The sequence below is a fragment of the Aliivibrio logei genome (genome assembly GCF_001691055.1).
GTDB classification, from domain to species: Bacteria; Pseudomonadota; Gammaproteobacteria; order Enterobacterales; family Vibrionaceae; genus Aliivibrio; species Aliivibrio salmonicida.
On the sequence record NZ_MAJU01000009.1, the window covers coordinates 182,237 to 200,828 of the forward strand.

The window sequence follows — 18,592 nt, forward strand, 5'->3', positions numbered from 1 at the left end:
GACTTATAAACAGAAAGGTTATTTAACGACATTATCTTTCGTCCATAAAAAAGCCCGATTGAATCCCTTCATTCAATCGGGCTTTTTATTACTTTTTCGTTATTCTATTATGGGGTTACTACACCAAACCATAAATTGAATTGATCAAATACCGACATCAGTTGCTGGAATTTAGCTTGGTCAGAAACCGTAAATTCTCCCGCTTTCATTTCATCTTTCAATACTGATTTTTTCGACATCATGTTTTCAAACGCTTGACGCGATAACGTAATGTTCAAATCCGCATTATCAAACTGAGTATCTGTATAAGACTTCAATACTGAATTACTTAAATCCATTGAGTATTTACCATCGCCTTTAACATCAATATTTACTTTAATGTTCATGCCTTTTGCAACATCAGGTTTCACTGTCACACCAAGGTATTTCATGAACTGATTAAACGGCATGTTCACGGCGATTGCTGCTGTGTTTGGCGTTGCGACTGGTTTAATACCATTACGTAATTCTTTAGCGCCGCCTAGATAATAGTTTCTCCAAGGACCAGACTCTGATTGATAGCCTAGTTGCTCCATTGCGTCCGCTTCTAAATAACGTGCATCCATATTTTTAGGGTTTGCAAAAGTCACGTTATTTAACAGAGTCACCGCCCAACGGTATTCGCCTTTTTTAATTGCCGCTTCAGCAAGCTCAATGACTTTCTTCTCGCCACCTATCGCTTCAACGTATTTAGTGCCTTCTTCCGTTGGTGTTAATGGGTTTAGATTGGCTGGGTTACCGTCCCACCATGCGCCGAAGTAGTAATCGTAAGTCGCACGTGCATTATGAGAAACCGTACCGTAGTAACCACGGTTGTACCACTCTTTACCTAATGAATCTGGCAGTTTAATTTCTGCTGAGATTTCATTTGGCGTATACCCTTTGTTTGCAAGACGTAGCGTTTGGTCATGAACGTATTTATACATATCACGCGTTTTCGCTAACTGTCCTTTGATCTTCTCTTGACCCCATGTAGGCCAATGGTGCGAAGCAATCATGGTGTCTGCTTTGTCGCCATACGTATGTAATGCTTGGTCTACGTAAGTCGCCCACGAAGATGCATCACGTGTTTTTGCGCCACGCAATGTCGAAATGTTATGGATAGTGTGCGTCATTACTTCCGCAGCCATCATGGTTTTGTATTCAGGGAAATAGAACATGAATTCAGAAGGCGCTTCTGATTCTTGAGCCATCATCACTTCTAGATCAACACCATCAATCGTCATTTCTTGACCAGTGTGCTCTGCAATTTCAGTTGGCTTAACAATACCAGGTGAACCTGATGACGTCGTCTTGCCTAAACCGCCATCAACCATGCCTTTATTGTTCGCATCAAGAAGGTTGCCATACATGTATGAAGAGCGACGCGACATGGTAGTGCCTGCCATTAGATTTTCAGCAATAGAGTGTGTGAAAAAACCTTCTGGTGCTGCAATAGCTACCTCACCATCATCAATGGCTTTTTGAGTTGTTACGCCTAAAATACCACCAAAATGGTCAACATGAGAGTGAGTAAAAATAACACCCGTTACTGGCAGGTTCTCTACTTTATCACGTAATAATTTTAGACCAGCAGCAGCCGTTTCTGGTGAAATAAGCGGATCGATAACAATCCAACCATCATCACCACGAATGAACGACATCACTGATAAATCAAAACCACGAACTTGATAAACACCGTCTTTAACTTTAAATAAGCCATTGATGTTATTTAGTTTGGCTTGACGAAGAAGAGAAGGGTTAATGGTTTGAGTGTCTTTGTCTTGATTAATAAAATCAAACTTTGAGAAATCCCAAACGACATTGCCTTGCGCATCTTTAATTGTTTTTTCTGGCCATTTAGCAATAAAACCACGAGAAGCATCTTCAAAATCCGATTTATTATCAAAATTTAAATATTGCTTTAATTGATCATTCTTTTGAATCGTGTAGGTCGTTGCTTCTTTTGGCTGACTGGTTGTTGGTGCAGCAAAAACAAAGGCAGGAGCCAGAGTAGCTACAACCGCCAGTGATATGATGGATTTTTTAAATGACATTAATAATCTCTCAATATGAGCGAACAATGCAATTTGTTCGTCGCTGGAGAAATAGTAGGGCTTATCAGCGAAACGATCGATAGCGTCACTGTTAAAAGTGGATTTAGTTATATTTAATCCAGAACCAAATAGATTAACTAATTCATAAGTTCAATAGCGGTAAATGTTGAGTTACCTCTTCAAACGTTTTCTTTAACCACTGATGGCCGGTATCCGATTGCTGCGAATGGTGCCATGTCATATACACAGGAAGTGGCCGTGAATCAAACGGCAGTGGTAAAATGGTAAGTGGTAACATTGTAGAGAGCATCTTGGCATGCCAAACTCCAGTGACACACAACCAATCGGTTTGAGCTGCCATCATTATTGAGTTACAAATAGACCCACCGGTATAAGCTTCCTTTCTTTGAGGTAACTTTTCTTTTAATAGTGAATCCATGATGTAGTTATCCATCCTTTGAGTTTTCCACAAGAGATGTTGCTCTGCAAAAAATTGCTCTTGAGTAATACTGTCTTTGATTCTTGGGTGGTCTTTTCTACACACGACGACTAACGGTAATTCAAACAATAATTGATTATGATAACCATGCTCTTCAAGTGGCACCGTTGCTAAAATTAAATCCACCTTACGCATGCGTAAATCAGCCTGTCTGTCTTCCTCGTTTAAGTGTTCAATATCGGCTTTAAAATTCACATCAGGTGCACATTCATCACGATGTTTTATTAAGGGGGGAACAATCATCAAATCGAGATCTTTATGGCTAGAAATACGAAAGGTTCGCTGACTCGTTGCAGGATCAAACGCTTGACGAGATTTTGCACCATTCAATAATAAACTCAATGGTTCTTGAATTTCAGCGTGTAATTCAGTTGCAAAATTGGTGGGGACGATCCCTCTTCCTTGGCGGATAAATAATGGATCTTGATATTGTTCACGCAGTCGATTCAATGTATGGCTGACTGCTGGCGCCGTAATCCCTAAACTCACCGCCGCCTCATTCACACTTCGTGTGTTCATTACTATATCAAAGGTTTTGAGTAAATTTAGATCCATGAATTCCTACCACATCAATTATTTAGTGATCTAATTATAAGCAGTTTTACAATCAAAAATCTAACACTGCCTCAAGGTATTCTATTTCTGTCTCTTTTTGACAACCAAATAACCTTATAAAAATAAAGTTTAATTTATAAGACTAGATAGCATTAGGTGATTATTTCCTACTCATCATATCGCTTCATTGTTAGCCTTAAAAGGTAACAACGGATTGTTAATCTCAATGACTATCATTCTTTTGAAAGAGGATAACGCTATGCGTGATCTCATGAATTATCTATCAAGCTCAGATATCAAAATCCATCATGATTTTGCCTCTTTTTTACGTCTTAATACGCTTCGTTTTAACTACTGCAATTCATCGTATCAATTGCCTCTTTCTTCAAAGCAACGTTTAGAACAATACCTTTCTTTAGGTCAACCATTTCTCGCGCCTTTTGGTGATATTAATCAAGCCGATACTTTGCTTGCTTTTTCATTTGGCGACAGCGCAGATGTGAATACTCAGCTCAGTGCATTGGCAAGTAACATTCAGCAATTACACCCTGATATTCATGTACAACTGCAACAAGAAATAGCCCAGCATTACCCTAACGTTCATCAAGCCAGTGTGATTAAAAACAGTGACTACCAAACCACCGCAGACATTGCTCGTGAAGCACTAAAAAACATCGCATCGCGAGAGGTTATTGTGGTTGCTCAGTCTTGGCATGCAAAACGCTGTATCGATACATGCAAAGAACAAGGATGGAATGTTGTCGGCTTACGTTGCGTGGATGACTTTCCAGCGCAAGACCCACAACCTTGGGTTCGTAACCCATTAAATTGGTTAATAAAAGAAAGTCACAGAGAAGTCGCAACAGGACAAGAAATTAGTCAATACTTTCAGCTTTGTTAAACAATGAAACACTCGACAAAAATTTGCGGCAAGACTCTAATTTACATAATTTAACCCGGATAATTCACTCTTATCCGAGAGCATAATCACATTTTTTACCTTATCTCAGACATACACTTCCCTTCTATTCTTTCCTATATTATTAACGGCATCAGAAGGATTTTTTATGTCGCAGATTTCCCTTAATGGCGATTGGACACTCACCTCTCCTACGCATTCACATATTGCTATTCCAATGACCATTCCGGGTGATAATTATCACGCCTTATTTAACGCCAATATCATTGCTGACCCTTATCAAGAAACAAATGAAGAACACGTTCAATGGGTGAGAGAATGCGATTGGCATTTATCTCGTTCTTTCTCGATATCTCAAGACGATCTTAACGCTAAAGCACTGTTATTGACCCTCAGTCGATTAGATACCCTTGCCGATGTTTTTATTAATGGCGAGCAAGTATTAAGTAGCACCAACATGTTTCAGCAGCACCGTATTGATATCAAACCGTTTATCGTACTTGGAGACAACATCATTGATGTTCATTTTGCGCGTGTAAACGAAGAAGGAAAACAACGAGCACAGCAATTATCGATGCCTATTCCTTGGGCTGTTGGAAATAATAAAGTGCCTCACATGAACTTGATCCGCAAAACCCAATGCCACTCAGGTTGGGATTGGGGGATTTGTTTATTGGTGTCTGGCATTTATGACCCCGTTTACATTGATCCTATTAAACACATCACTTTGCATTCAGTTCATACAGAACAAATATGGCATCAAGGCAGTGTCGATGTCAGCGTAAGCATCAAGCATGATTTAATGTCAGGGCACGATATTACCGTTACGTTTGGAGAACGAATCCAAACCATTACCAGTCATGAACAAGGCGAAACCACGGTCATCTTCCCAATTGAAACCCCTGAACTTTGGTGGCCTTCCGGTTACGGTGAACAACCTTTATATCCTCTAACGATAGAGCTCGATGGCCAATCAATTTCAAAAAAAATAGGCCTAAGACAATTAGCATTAAATAACAAAGCAGACGCGATTGGCTCGGCGATGGAATTTATTATTAATGGTTTTCCAATCAATTCAAAAGGCGCAAATTGGATCCCGATGGATGCCATGCCAAGCCTAGAGTCAGAAACTCGCTACCGTGACCTGTTAAGCAGTGCAAAAGACGCGAACATGAATATGATCCGCGTGTGGGGTGGCGGCCAGTACGAATCCGACACCTTCTATGAATTGTGTGATGAACTGGGATTAATGGTATGGCAAGACATGATGTTTGCCTGTTCACTGTATCCCTCTACTGATGCTTTCATGAAGGAAGTGGAACCGGAGATCCGTCAGCAAGTTCAGCGCTTAAAAAATCATGCCTCTATCGTACTTTGGTGTGGAGATAACGAAGTGATTGGCGCCATCGGCTGGTATGACGAATCGAAACATAATAAGACCACCTACACGGTTAATTATGATCGTCTAAACCGTAAGATTGCTCAATGGATTGCAGAAGAAGACCCAAGCCGCCGTTTTTGGACGAGTTCGCCCTGCAATGGTGACATGGATTTTGGTGATGCATGGCACAATGATAACCGAGGAGACATGCACTTTTGGGATGTGTGGCACTCAGGAAAATCATTCAATGCGTACTTGGACATCAAACCACGTTTTTGCTCTGAATTTGGCTTTCAATCATGGCCTTCTTTTGCTGAAGTGAAACGCTTTGTGCCAGAATCAGACTGGAATGTCACCTCTCCCACGTTTGAGGGTCACCAAAAAAATGGGCGAGGAAACAGCATCATCACAGAAATGTTTACTCGTTATTTCCGCTTCCCATCCAACTTTGAGCAAATGCTGTATTTAAGCCAAGTTCAACAATCCATGGCGATTAAGACTGGCTGTGAATACTGGAGAGCCATCAGTCCTATTTGCCGTGGCATGCTGTATTGGCAATTAAACGATAATTGGCCAGTTAGTTCGTGGTCAAGCATTGAGTACAGTGGCCGTTGGAAGCAATTGCACTATCACGCCAAACGCTTTTTTGCGCCAACGTATGTGCCTTTTGAAGAAACAGACACTGAACTTCAGATCAGAGCTGTTAATGATAACCGCTTTGAACGTCATATTGATGGTACAGCTTACTGGATGGATTTTAACGGTGAAGTCCTCGGGCAATGGCCAATTAACTACTCTATCGAACCTGATGGCAACGATGTGATTTGGTCACTTTGCAAAGAAAAATTTCAAGTGAGTAAAAACAACAGCTTCTTCTTTGTCGAGATAGACGTCAATGGTGAACGCATTCAAAACACATGGTTTGCAACACCAAAACTCAAACAACTGACCATTAAAAAAGCGAATATTGAGGTTATTCAAGAAGGTGATCGCATTACGCTTTGCTCTGATAATCCCGCTTTCTTTGTGCATTTAGAACACGACGGAAAAGGCCGTTTCAGTGATTCAAGTTTTACGTTATTACCGAATACCCCAATCACTATAAATTACTTAGGGGATGACATCGAAACAGTAACCAAAACCTTACGTGTTTATGATTTATCAAACAGCTATTAATAGGCATTAGCGTTAAAAAAGAGGTGATATTTGATGTCGCCTCTTTTTATTGATAACTATATATTATGATAACCAGAACAAATCATAATTATCAGTTTTTATCGTTCTCCCTTATTCTCTTCTCATAGTAATAATTCATACCCCGTTCGTTTGCAGGAGTTTCATTATGAGTAACGCATTATTTTCATTGGTTCAATTAGGCCAACACACATTATCAAACCGTATTGTTATGCCTCCAATGACTCGTTCACGCGCAAGCCAACCTGATGATAGTGCTAACGATATAATGGCAACTTATTATGCACAACGTGCCTCTGCGGGTCTTATCATTTCAGAAGGTACTCAAATCTCTGAAATGGGTAAAGGCTACGCATGGACTCCTGGTATTTACACACAAGAACAAATCGCCGGTTGGAAAAAAACGACCGATGCTGTACACGCAAAAGGCGGCGTAATATTTGCGCAGCTTTGGCATGTAGGCCGCGTAACTCACCCTGATAATATTGGCGGAGAACAACCAATTTCATCTTCCGCTATCAAAGCAGAAAATGTGAAAGTCTTCATCGATAATGGTACGGATGCACCCGGCTTTGTGGATGTTGTAGAGCCACGAGAAATGACAAAAGAAGACATTAATAATGTCATTGAACAATATCGCCAAGCGGCGTTGAATGCAATTGAAGCGGGTTTTGATGGCATTGAGTTACACGCGGCAAATGGGTATTTAATTAATCAATTTATTGATTCAGAAGCGAACAATAGAACGGATGAATATGGCGGAAGCCTAGGAAAACGTTTACGCTTTTTAGATGAAGTTGTGACCGTATTAGTTGAAGCCATTGGTGCTGATCGCGTAGGGGTTCGTTTAGCGCCACTAACAACATTAAATGGTACGGTTGATGCAAATCCAATCGCAACCTACACCGCTGCAGCTGCCTTATTAAATACGCACGAGATTGTCTATTTACACATTGCAGAAGTGGATTGGGATGATGCTCCTGAAACGCCAATTTCATTTAAACAAGCGCTTCGTGATGCTTATAAAGGCATTCTAATTTACGCGGGTCGTTACAAAACAGAAACGGCACATACTGCAATTGAAGAAGGCTTTGCCGATATGATTGGTTTTGGTCGTCCATTTGTTTCGAATCCAGATCTACCTGAACGTATTAAGCACAATTACCCATTAGCAATGCATAATCCAGATACATTATTTGGCGGTACCGAAAAAGGATTAACGGATTACCCAATCTACGGCAAATAAATTTCATCGCATATAAAAAAGCCAATGATATTATTCATTGGCTTTTTTATTCTCGTTCTTTACGCTTCGCTTGAATACTCAGCTTTCACTTTATCAATAATTAATTCTCTAAACCAACGATGAGAATGGTCAAAGTCAAAATGCTTATGCCACATTAATACATAGCATCCGGGTTCCATTTCAATAGGCCCAGGTAGTATTTTTAAAGGTGAGTTTTTTAGCATGTGGTCGACGTATTTTGCTGGCGCACATAAGATCAAATCACTGCGTTCACACAACTCCATTGCTGAGTGAAAATCCGTTAAATTGACGGCAATATCACGTTTAAGGTGTTGTATATTAAGAATATCATCCAATAACCATTGTTCTATCCCACCAAAAACGACCTGTAAATGACGGTACTTTAAAAAAGTATCAAGATTCCATTCTTCTTGAAATAAAGGATGGTCTTCACGTACCAAACATACGGCATGATCTCTGACTAATTCAACACAGTTCAATTCTTTTGGAATGTTTTCCATGTGCCATTTAGAGCGACGATCCCATTCCCAACAACTGATTGCCATGTCAATTTCACAACGTAATAACTGCTCTAGACTATCACGACGCCATGTTTTCGCATGTACGTTCACTTGCGGCGCTTGCTTCAATACCGAAGGCATAAAATAAGGGTAAGTAAGAGAATAAGCGGGCTCTACCATATGAATATCAAAAGTACGCTTACTCTCACTTGGTTCAAAATGATTAGGCCGAGTAAATAACTCTAAATGTTGAAGAACTTGACGTAATTCTGGAGCGAGTTGCTTTGCTCTTGGCGTTGCTCTTAATCCATAAGAGGTTCGCTCAAACAGTGGGTCATCAAACACTTCTCGTAGTTTCGCCAATTGTTTACTCACGGCAGATTGGCTCAAATGCAATCGTAATGCAGCGGCGGTTACGCTCTGTTCTTCTAACAACACTTCTAACGTATTCAGTAAATTATAATCGAACTGCAACACAGGTTATTCCACCAATTTATTCATTATCACTGTGATAAAATATCCAGTGCATGTAAACACGCCTCGCCATCATAATGCCTTGTATCTGAACTCCGATTGTAAAGTTAACGTGATATATGCCTTCCGTAGTAAAAGTAACTCAGTCACTTAACCAAGTTGACCATGTCTTTTGATGTATATCGATGGCAGCCACCGACATCATCATTTTTTAATGCTAAATCGAGCATACACTTCGCAACAATCTCGCCTTTAATCGGTTTATAATTTAATAAAAAACCTTTCATCAATGGCTTAACTATCTTCATTATCCCTTGTAATAACACTTCATCAGGGCGCGTTTTTGATCTCGTTCCCGCTAAGGGACCCGGTTGCATAAACGTGACATTTTTAAAGCCAATCGCCGTTACTTGATCTTCCATTTCACCTTTGCATTTCAAATAATGCGAAAGCGCCGAGCTTGACGATCCAATGCAAGAAACGACATAAATACGCTCAACACCAACATCATGCATAGATTGTGCAACGTCCACCACCAAAGAGACATCAATCGCTTTCAATGCCGCTTTGCTGCCTGCTTTCTTCATCGTTGTGCCTAACGTGATAAAACCAATACTAGGAGCATTGTCTTTGACTTGCTCTTTATTAAACGTTAAATCGGGACTAACTAATTGAGTCAATTTAGAGCATGCATCTTCAAGCGGCCGACGAGTAAGGCTATACACATGGTTAACCGCCTCGCTTTTTAAGGTAAAGCTCAATAAATCATGACCTATTAATCCCGTTGAACCCGCAATTATTATCGATGATAGTTCCTGCATAGCATTTCCTTACTCAACACATCGTTGAGAATAGAATCACACAGCATTTTTCTCTGTGTTTTTAATCAGAATAACCCCTAGAATACCAAATCCAAACTCTAAAAACAGATAGAAAAGCAACAATCCATTTGGCATCCCATCAAGAGCAATACTTAATAAACGTCCAAACGCCAAGCCCACCATAAAAACAACCAAGCTATACAAGGCTGGTAATTGGTACTTTTGATTAAATGCTCCCACTAACCAAAGCATAGCAAATCCTAAATACAATCCCATAACAGCACGGAAGATATGCGTGACATTAATTGATGTTGGGTCAATATCAAATAAAAAAGGAAGTGATTGTGCTGGCATTAATCCATAAGCAAGCGCGATGACGAATAAGCCAGAAGACGCTGAAAGTAAAAATAATCGATTCATATTTTATATCCCATATATTGTATGCATTACTCTATGCATAAAAAAAGTGCATTTACATTCTTAATCACAATGAAAAAAAACATACCTACACCTTTATTGTCATTTATTTACGCTGATGAATTAGTTACCCACACCACCTGAAATTACGGTATCTGAAGTAACCGGCGGCCATTGTTTAAACGTTTCTAAATGCTGACCGACAGCGGCTTGAGCAGGGCCAAATGCCCACATTTTTTGTCCCATCCATTTAAGATACATCCCCGATTCTTCAGCAGCTCGCTCGTAAGGATCACGACGTAAATTAAATAATAATGGGGCATTTAATTCTTCTTTTGGTCCACTCCAGCCATGATTTTGCACAACAAAGTGCGCTTTCCAATCACCAACTCGTACCGCTTGTAGCTTATCTCTTTCATAATAAAACAGTTCTTTACGATTCGATTCGCCCTCATTGGTTAGCATGTCCATTTGGTTATACCCATCCAAATGGCCTTTAAACCCTTTATATCCCTTAAGCATTTTTTCTTTTAGATCAGCGGGTCCACCCGCCGCTTCGATTAAGGTTGGCAATAAATCCATGCCATCAAACATGCCATTGTTTACTGTATTTTTCGGAATTTTATTTGGCCATTGAATTAAGAATGGCGCACGAACACCGCCCTCCCAAGTTGTGCCTTTCTCACCGTGGAAAGGCGTCATGCCACCGTCTGGCCATGTCATAATTTCAGGGCCATTATCGGCAGTAAAAATAATAATGGTGTTATCTAAAATACCTAATTCTTCAATCTTAGCCAGCACCTCTCCAACATGATCATCTAAGTCTTTCACAACGACTTCTTGTAACCCCCATCCGTTTTGACCTAACATTTTTTCGTATTTAGGCGAAAGATGAGTCCATACATGGCCTCTCGATGGGCAATACCAAGTAAAGAAAGGTTGATCATTTTTTACGGCTTTTTCGATGAAGTTAATGGTATGTTTATTTACTTCATCATCTAACGTTCTCATTCGCTCGATTGATAATCGCCCATCGTCTTTAATGGTTTGATTGCCTTTACCATCTGAAGTCGAGTGAATTACGTTTCGTGGGGCAAACTTCTGAAACGCTTCGTCTTTTGGCCAATCTGGATCTTCGGTGTATTCCATCGCGTTGAGGTGATATAACCATCCCCAATACTCATCAAAACCATGCATGGTTGGTAGAAATTCATCTCTATCCCCAAGATGGTTTTTACCAAATTGACCTGTTGTATAACCAAGGGTTTTTAATACTTCAGGAAGTGTTGGCGTGTCTTGATTTAAGCCTACAGGACCGCCGGGTAAACCAACGGAGTGCATCCCTGTTCTTACGGGTAATTGTCCTGTCAAAAAGGCAGAGCGACCAGCGGTACAAGACGGTTGAGCGTAATAGTCGGTGAGTAGCATTCCTTTCTCAGCAATACTGTCAATGTTTGGTGTGTCACTGCTCATTACGCCATTGTGATAAGCACTGAGGTTTGAGATACCGATATCATCGGTAAAAATAACAAATATATTGGGCTTTTCTTGCGCGGCATTCGCTACTAATGAAAATGAAAGTGCAGCGGTCACCGACAATTTCTTGAACATCCTATTCATAATGATTCCTTATCTTTAATTACTTCATTGTTACCATTAATCACTCTTGAAAGTGCTTTGCTCTGGTACAAGTCTTTGACCTAAAAGATAGGACACGCTTAAAAAATAAACCAATTTAATACTACTGTTTTTATTACACGCATAAAAAAACGGATGCGATTAAGCATCCGTTTTTCAATCATCATCGTTTGTTATATTAAGCGTTAAATAGCCCAACCACCGACATAAAACACAATCAAAGCGATCGTGATTGACACAATACCTACGTTTAGTTTCTTAAACTCACCAGCAAAAATGCGTCCAACAACCAGAGTAGTAAAGCCAATCATGATGCCAGTTACGATGTTTGCAGACAGAATAATAAACACGGCACAAACAAGGCCAGATAATGCATCAACAGAATCGTCAAAATCCAATTTAGACACATTACTCAGCATTAATAAACCTACGTACATTAATGCCGGAGCCGTTGCATAAACAGGAACCAAGTAACTGACTGGTGATAAGAAAATCATTGCTAAGAACAACACGCCCACAACCGCAGCCGTTAAACCTGTTTTACCACCCGCAGCCGTACCCGCAGCCGATTCAATATAAACAGCAGCAGGTGCTCCACCAACAACCGCTGCAACAATTGAACTTGCAGAATCCGCCGTTAGTGCTTTGCCACCATTAATGATTTGTCCGTTTTCATCCAATAAGTTCGCTTGACCTGCCAGTGCTCGGATAGTCCCTGTTGCATCAAATACCGCCGTCATAACTAGAGCAATAACAACAGGAAGAATCGCAGGCGTTAACGCCCCCATGATGTCCATCGAACCAATCAATGAACCACCATCGGCCGTTTCCAAACTTGGTAATGCAAAGAAACCATTATAAATCACGTTTGGATCGAAGATTAAACCGATAATAGAAATACCGACAATCACTAATAAAATACCACCGGGAACGCGTTTTTTCTCTAAACCAAAAATAGCAGCAAGACCAAGTACCGACATCATGACAGAGAACGACGTAATATCGCCTAGCATAATAGGTAAACCTGCATGTGCATTTTTAACAATAAGCCCTGTGCCATCCGCAGCAATTAATAAAAGGAATAAACCAATACCAATACCAGTACCATGGGCAATCCCAACAGGCAGATTACTTAATATCCATTGACGAACGCCAGTTACCGTAATAAGCGTAAACAACACCCCCATAATAAAGATAGCACCAAGTGCAACAGGAATGCTGACGCCTTGTCCTAATACCAAGCTAAATGCAGTGAAGGCGGTTAAAGAGATAGCACAACCAATCGCCATTGGTAAGTTAACCCACAAGCCCATCAATAATGAGCCAAATGCAGCAACCAAACACGTCGCCACAAACACAGCGCCCGAGTCAAATCCTGCGGCACCTAACATACTTGGTACAACAATAACCGAATACACCATCGCTAAGAACGTCGTTAATCCTGCGATCATCTCTGTTTTTACCGTACTACCGCGTTCTGATATCTTAAAGAAACCATCAAGCTTTTTATCTACGTTTGATTGTGGTGCTGTATTCTGTGCATTGTCCTGAGACATGGGAACATTCCTTACTAATAAGCGTTAAGATGCTGTCATTTTCTGGGCGCATTCTTGCACAAACTGAGAGAAATATAAATAAGCAATCGTTACCGTCACACTATTACAATCAGTTACTATTCATAGTTAAGTAAATGAAACCGAAGTGATTTATGTACTTTTCACACTAAAAACGCCTGAAATTCAATCAAAAATAAATCTAGTATATTTATAACTATTCTTATTAATTAAAACTCAGTGTTCAATATTACCCCAATAACATTGAACTTCTCGGATGGGTACTATCAAAATATTGAATTAAAAAATCCAACAATAAACGCACTTTTTTAGAATCCGTTGCCCCGGGTGGGTACACGCCATACACCTCAATATCGGCCAGTTCATACTCGTCTAACACCGTTTGTAATGTGCCTTCTTTTATTTTAGGCATCGCATCATACACAGGTATTCGTCCTAAACCGTGTCCGCCCTCAACAAAAGCGGTTCGTGCTGCGGCATTATTGGTGGTGATGTCACCACTCATTTTAATGCGATAGGATCTTGTCCCTTTTGTCACCTCTAGCGTTGGTGAACCCAATTTATACATAACCCAGTTGTGCTGCTCTAGTTCAGCAGGAGTAAGCGGTTTACCACAGCGAGTTAAATAACTTGGGGACGCACATAAGCAAGTAGGTAAAGAAGAGAGCTTACGCGCTTTTAAACCTGAATCAGGCAATGCAGCTCCTCGAATGGCCAAATCAATGCCCTCTTGAATGATATTAATTACCTCATCAGACAAAATTAGATCCAACTCAATCTTGGGAAACTGCGCTTTAAACACGTTCAATGCAGGGACAATGACCTGCAATCCCATGTTCACAGGACACGTGATTTTTAATACCCCTTCAGGTTCATTTTTATAGTTTTCCATTTTCTGATTCGCAAATTGCGCTTGATCTGAGATCAACCGACAACTGCTGTAAAATTCAATTCCCGCATCAGTGAGTGACAAACTTCGCGTCGAACGATTGATTAACGTCACGCCTAAGTTCGTTTCTAATTTCTTAATATGATAACTGACCACCGTACGTGATAATTCCAACTGTTTTGCTGCCGCACTAAAGCTGCCCTGATCCACCACATGCGTGAATACCACCATACTTTTTAGTTGTTCAAACGACAATTTCATTGTTATCTCACCTTATTAGTCGAATTTTTGAATCAATGTAATCAAATTAATCTGCATTGTCTAACTGAGGTTTACACTCTATATTTTATCCATGCCTTGATTCATCTCTTCAAGGGTCAACCAATAATTAAAGGAATAGAATAATGACAACACATAAAAAACGCATTTTGATGGTTCTGACTTCACATTCTGACCTTGGTAATACTGGCGAGAAAACAGGATTTTGGATTGAAGAGTTTGCGGCACCTTATTACGTATTTCTTGATGCCGGAATTGACATTACACTGGCCTCTCCGCTAGGTGGACAACCGCCTATCGATCCAAACAGTGAATTAGAAAACTTTCAAACGGACGCCACTCGTCGTTTTGATAACGATGAATCAGCACAACAGACGTTAGCAAGCACTCACACGTTAAGCGATATCAAGGCTGACGATTACGATGCTGTATTCTACCCTGGTGGTCACGGGCCATTATGGGATCTGGTTGATGATAAAAACTCAATCGCTCTTATTGAAACGCTATTAAATAGCAATAAACCCGTTGCTGCTGTCTGTCACGCCGGTGCGGTATTATTGAATGCAAAAGACACAGCAGGTCAATCAATAGTAAAAGATAAAGCAGTAACAGGGTTCAGTAACACAGAAGAAGCCGCCGTTGCCTTAACAGACATTGTGCCGTTCTTATTAGAAGATGAATTGAAGAAACAAGGCGGTGATTATCAAAAAGTCAGTGATTGGGCACCCTTTGTTATTCAAGATGGCCTTATCATTACAGGGCAAAACCCAGCAAGTTCTGAAAGCACGGCTGAAAAGTTGTTACTTGCTCTATAGAATCCAATAATTACCATGATTAAAAGATAGGGTATCAATATGATTACACTGCATCACCTGAATCAATCTCGTTCAAAACGCATTATTTGGTTATTAGAAGAGTTGGGCGTAGATTATCAGATTAAAGGCTACCAAAGAGATAAAGTCACTCACCTTACCCCACAAGAGTTGAAAGACATTCATCCACTTGGTAAATCCCCTGTCATTGAAGATAATGGATTAATTATTGCGGAATCGGGGGCCATTACTGAATACTTAATTAATAAGTACAATACTCAGCTGGCACCAAAAGCAGGCAGTAATGACTATGTAGAATATTCACAATGGATGCACTTTGCTGAAAGCTCAGCCATGCTTCCATTACTACTGACCCTCTTTGTTGAGAAAGACGGCGCTGAAATGAACTTCTTACCAGCTTATGCCAGTGCAGAAACGAGTAAAGTGCTTAACTATTTTGAATCTTCACTCGCCGATAAACGCTACCTTGTAGGTGATACTTTATCTGGTGCAGATATCATGATGTCGTTCATTGTTGATATTCTAAAGCAGCGCGGACAGCTTGGTTTGTTTCCTAATATCAGCGCTTATTCTGAACAATTAGAGACGCATCCCGCACTAAATAAAGCCGACCAATTAGAAGCACAATATTAAGCTTCATTTATTAAGCTCAATCGATTATTAGGTTGAGCTTTTTTCATTTTAATCTCCTCATTTCCACATCATCTATGTCATAATTATCTTTTGTATATGCTGTATTTAAAGGGACGAAAATGACTGCCACGACCTATCTCAATGAGCTTAATCAACGCTATCTCTCTATTCATCGCACCAAAGAAAATTTCTTTTGGGACACCTACATGGGGTTAAGTGATGATCATCAAGGCTCTACCGAAGCAGAAACCACATGGACAAAATTTTTAAGTAATGCTGAACAAATCTCAGCCATTAGAGCGCAACTTGCTCACGCAGAAAGCATTACTGATGAACAAGAAAAAACACAAACCCTTATTGGTTTACAAGGCTGGTTAGCCACGTTTGAATCTCATGCAATTGAATCAGAACAAGCTCAACAGTTAAAAACAGAGCTGATCAAATTTGAAGCGGGTTTGTTTGAGAAAAAACAGAACCACACCATGACGTATGTAAACGAAGAAGGTGAAACGGTTGAAGGCTCTCTTCCTGTGTTAGCCTCTATTGTTCGCACCAGTGCTAATGCCGCCACACGCCAATCTGCTCACCACGCGTTTCTTGGTTTAGAGCAATGGTTATTGCAAAATGGATTTATTGAATTAATCAAACTGCGTAATAAATTCGCACGATCTCAAGGGTTTGATACTTTCTTTGATTACTCGGTAACAAAAAAAGAAAAAATGAGTGCAGATGAACTGTTTACTATTTTAGATGACTTTGAAAAACGCACACGCGATTGTCATCAAAACAGCTTAGACCAACTTGCCACAGACAAAGGAAATGAATCACTGCTCGCACACAACTTTGTGTTCTCGTTTGCTGGTGATGTGATGCGTGAGTTAGACCCTTACGTACCATTTTCAAAATCATTACGTCGTTGGGTTGAATCGTTTGGTCGCCTAAATATTGAATTCTCAGGCGCAGAATTAACCCTTGATTTACTCGACCGTAAAGGCAAATACCCGAATGGTTTTTGTCATGGTCCTATTCCATCATTTTACGATCAAGACCAATGGATCGCCGCTAAAGTAAACTTCACTAGCAACGCAAAACCAGACCAAATTGGCAGCGGCTACGATGGCATGAATACCTTGTTCCATGAAGGGGGACACGCCGCACATTTCTCTAACGTAAAAATGAACGCTCCGTGTTTCTCGCAGGAATTTGCACCAACGTCAATGGCCTATGCAGAAACGCAATCTATGTTTTGTGACAGCTTATTAGCTGATGCTGATTGGTTAAAACAATACGCGTTAGATACCGATGGAAAACCAGTGCCTGACGATATCATTAAAGCGATGATCGACAGTAAACAACCATTTAAAGCGTACCAAGAACGCAGTATTTTAGTGGTACCGTATTTTGAACGTGCGTTATACCAGCTAAGCGATTCAGACTTAACGCCAGAAAACATCACCAAGTTAGCTCGTGCTTCTGAGAAAAAAATACTTGGATTAGAATGCAGCCCTCGCCCATTAATGGCTATTCCTCACTTGGTATCTGATGAAGCTTCGTGTGCTTATCATGGTTACTTATTAGCGCACATGGCGGTCTATCAAACACGTGCATACTTTACTGATAAGTTTGGTTTCTTGGCGGATAACCCAAAGATCGGGCCTTTGCTGGCTAAGCACTATTGGAATGCAGGCAACAGCGTAAATCATAATGATTCTATTGTTGCTCTTACTGGTGAAGGGTTTAATGCTAAATACTTAGCGGATGAATGTAATCTATCGGTAGAAGATGCTTGGAAAGCAGAACAACAAAAGATTGCAGACATGAACACACGTACTCAAACTAACATTTCGCCATTACATGCCAATATCACGGTGATTGATGGGGCTAACACTTTGGCAAGTAACGCTGAATCAAATGCAAAAATGTGTGATGAATTTGAAGCGTATATTATGAAAACGTACGGCTGCTAGCCTTATATTAATCACGATATAATCAATCCGTTTATCTAGCCTCGCTGGTAAACGGATTTTTTATGCGTATTCATTGATCACTCTGTACGTTGCCATTCCTGTAAGTCTTCAGGGGTATCAATATCAAAAAGAATACCGATATCATCAACTTCTACAGTCATTAAATTCGCTCTGTTTTTCTTAATCACTGAGCTTGCGCCTTTTTCTCCAGTTAATAAACAGAGAGCGTTAAGGTAACTCGAACCAAAACACACTGGGTGACCAAAGCATCCGTTAACATTAGGTCTCACAACCTTATTTTGCTGAGCCATCGAAAGTATGGAGCGATAACTGTCGTCTTTAATATTCGGCATATCCGCCAAACAAACCGAAATACTCAAACAAGAATCACAGTATTTATGATTAACGTACTGAGATCCGACCGAAATACTGGTGCCTAACGATATATCGTCATTTGGCGCGGCGACCAGTTCAGCCTCTTGATCGATAAATAAGCTTTTAATCATCTCATCGTGATGTCGATGTACCACAACTACAAGATCAAAGTGTTCTTTCATCACGGCGTAAGTCTGCATCAATAACGGCGTAGCACCTGCTAACCGCTTATCACCATTAAATCGTGTCGACCACCCAGCAGCCAATAACAAACCAATATGACGGGGAAAATGAGCCATATG

Annotated in this window: 15 protein-coding genes; 6 read left to right on the forward strand and 9 right to left on the reverse strand. The window is 40.3% G+C overall.

The features are described 5' to 3' along the window. Positions 1–107: 107 nt before the first annotated feature. The gene (locus tag A6E04_RS09955) at positions 108–2,075 is read right to left on the reverse strand and encodes an alkyl/aryl-sulfatase (RefSeq protein WP_017022592.1); all 1,968 of its coding nucleotides are present in this window, start codon (positions 2,073–2,075) and stop codon (positions 108–110) included. Positions 2,076–2,217: 142 nt separating this feature from the next. Next, positions 2,218–3,129, reverse strand: a complete 912-nt coding sequence (locus A6E04_RS09960; protein ID WP_017022591.1) for a LysR family transcriptional regulator — start codon at positions 3,127–3,129, stop codon at positions 2,218–2,220. A gap of 259 nt (positions 3,130–3,388) precedes the next feature. Here A6E04_RS09960 and A6E04_RS09965 point away from each other — a divergent pair, with 259 nt between their 5' ends. From A6E04_RS09965 to A6E04_RS09975, 3 genes are all read left to right on the forward strand, one after another. Next, the gene (locus A6E04_RS09965; RefSeq protein ID WP_017022590.1) at positions 3,389–4,030 is read left to right on the forward strand and encodes a hypothetical protein; all 642 of its coding nucleotides are present in this window, start codon (positions 3,389–3,391) and stop codon (positions 4,028–4,030) included. A gap of 166 nt (positions 4,031–4,196) precedes the next feature. Beyond that, entirely contained in the window at positions 4,197–6,605 is a 2,409-nt protein-coding gene (locus tag A6E04_RS09970) for a beta-mannosidase (protein WP_017022589.1), read from the forward strand. Between the two features lie 166 nt (positions 6,606–6,771). Continuing rightward, positions 6,772–7,869 (forward strand): alkene reductase, encoded by a 1,098-nt coding sequence (locus A6E04_RS09975; protein WP_065611161.1) that lies wholly within the window; start codon positions 6,772–6,774, stop codon positions 7,867–7,869. Positions 7,870–7,928: 59 nt separating this feature from the next. Here the strand turns inward: A6E04_RS09975 and A6E04_RS09980 are convergent, their stop codons facing one another. The 6 genes from A6E04_RS09980 to A6E04_RS10005 all read right to left on the reverse strand — a co-directional run bounded on the left by A6E04_RS09980 (position 7,929) and on the right by A6E04_RS10005 (position 14,464). Beyond that, positions 7,929–8,867, reverse strand: coding sequence for a LysR family transcriptional regulator (locus A6E04_RS09980; protein WP_017022587.1), 939 nt, complete (start codon positions 8,865–8,867; stop codon positions 7,929–7,931). Positions 8,868–9,010: 143 nt separating this feature from the next. Then, entirely contained in the window at positions 9,011–9,685 is a 675-nt protein-coding gene (locus A6E04_RS09985) for a Rossmann-fold NAD(P)-binding domain-containing protein (RefSeq protein ID WP_017022586.1), read from the reverse strand. Positions 9,686–9,721: 36 nt separating this feature from the next. Further along, a complete protein-coding gene (locus tag A6E04_RS09990; RefSeq protein ID WP_017022585.1) occupies positions 9,722–10,105 on the reverse strand; it encodes a DUF4345 domain-containing protein in 384 nt (127 codons plus the stop codon). Positions 10,106–10,225: 120 nt separating this feature from the next. Continuing rightward, the gene (locus A6E04_RS09995) at positions 10,226–11,722 is read right to left on the reverse strand and encodes an arylsulfatase (protein ID WP_065611163.1); all 1,497 of its coding nucleotides are present in this window, start codon (positions 11,720–11,722) and stop codon (positions 10,226–10,228) included. A gap of 203 nt (positions 11,723–11,925) precedes the next feature. Next, positions 11,926–13,296 carry an NCS2 family permease gene (locus A6E04_RS10000; RefSeq protein ID WP_017022583.1) on the reverse strand — a complete coding sequence of 457 codons (1,371 nt, stop codon included), beginning with the start codon at positions 13,294–13,296 and terminating at the stop codon, positions 11,926–11,928. Between the two features lie 247 nt (positions 13,297–13,543). Continuing rightward, positions 13,544–14,464, reverse strand: a complete 921-nt coding sequence (locus A6E04_RS10005; RefSeq protein WP_065611165.1) for a LysR family transcriptional regulator — start codon at positions 14,462–14,464, stop codon at positions 13,544–13,546. A 143-nt stretch (positions 14,465–14,607) separates the two neighbouring features. On the opposite strand from A6E04_RS10005, the gene A6E04_RS10010 reads away from it, so the two are divergent. The 3 genes from A6E04_RS10010 (at position 14,608) to A6E04_RS10020 (ending at position 17,915) form a co-directional block, all read left to right on the forward strand. Continuing rightward, positions 14,608–15,297, forward strand: coding sequence for a type 1 glutamine amidotransferase domain-containing protein (locus A6E04_RS10010; RefSeq protein ID WP_045103526.1), 690 nt, complete (start codon positions 14,608–14,610; stop codon positions 15,295–15,297). Between the two features lie 39 nt (positions 15,298–15,336). Next, a complete protein-coding gene (locus tag A6E04_RS10015) occupies positions 15,337–15,948 on the forward strand; it encodes a glutathione S-transferase family protein (RefSeq protein ID WP_065611167.1) in 612 nt (203 codons plus the stop codon). A 119-nt stretch (positions 15,949–16,067) separates the two neighbouring features. Then, positions 16,068–17,915, forward strand: coding sequence for a M3 family metallopeptidase (locus tag A6E04_RS10020; protein WP_065611169.1), 1,848 nt, complete (start codon positions 16,068–16,070; stop codon positions 17,913–17,915). Between the two features lie 77 nt (positions 17,916–17,992). Here A6E04_RS10020 and A6E04_RS10025 read toward each other — a convergent pair whose 3' ends face one another. Continuing rightward, the gene (locus A6E04_RS10025) at positions 17,993–18,589 is read right to left on the reverse strand and encodes a nucleotidyltransferase family protein (protein ID WP_065611171.1); all 597 of its coding nucleotides are present in this window, start codon (positions 18,587–18,589) and stop codon (positions 17,993–17,995) included. Positions 18,590–18,592 lie beyond the last annotated feature (3 nt).